A 691-nucleotide genomic window follows, 5' to 3' on the forward strand; every position below is an offset into this window, starting at 1 on the left:
CCATGAGCCTGAGAATCGATGACGAAATAACCTTCCGCAGACTGGAGGTGCTGCTCGCCTTCCTGGAGACAGGCAATCTCGCCAAGACGGCGGAACGGCTGGAGACCAGCTCGGTCAGCGTGCACCGCGCCCTGCATGCGCTGGAGGCGGGCATGCGCTGCGCCCTGTTCCGGCACGAGGGGCGCAACCTCAAGCCCCCCGAGGCAGCGCAGACCCTGGCCGATGTCGCCAGGGAGGTGCTGGCCACCATGTCCAAGGGCATACGCGCCACGCGCGAGGTGGCCGGCTACTCGGCGGACCGCAGCCGCATCGGTGCGCTGGACTCCCTTACCGACCGCACCGTGCCGGCGCGGGTGATGGCGCTGAAGCTGCGCCGCCCCGATCTGCAGACCGAACTGGTGCTGGGCTCGAACGCCGGCCTGCTGGAGCGGCTGCGCAACGGAACGCTGGACGCGGCGCTGATGGCCATGCCGGACAACGCCGCCGACATGCAGACGCAGCTGCTGTTCGAGGACGACATTTTCTTTGCCGCGCCCGTGGGCTCGCCCTATGCGCATCTGGCCGAGGTCGATCTGGGCGCCATGGCGCGCGAGAACTTCGTGAGCCTGGGCGAAGGCTTTGCGACCTATGGCGGCTTCATCGAGTCCTTCCGGGTGGCCGGCTTCACGCCCAACGTGGTGATGAAGACGGA

1 protein-coding gene is annotated in these 691 nt (G+C 67.9%); it reads left to right on the forward strand.

What is annotated here, in order from left to right; all coding sequences use genetic code 11:
* Nucleotides 1-691, forward strand: a 691-nt coding sequence (locus ACFIKI_RS08430) for a LysR family transcriptional regulator (protein WP_375666758.1), incomplete at both ends; no start/stop codon positions are given.

It is taken from the genome of Bartonella sp. TT121SHDZB, from assembly GCF_042193415.1.
Classification (GTDB): domain Bacteria; phylum Pseudomonadota; class Alphaproteobacteria; order Rhizobiales; family Rhizobiaceae; genus Bartonella.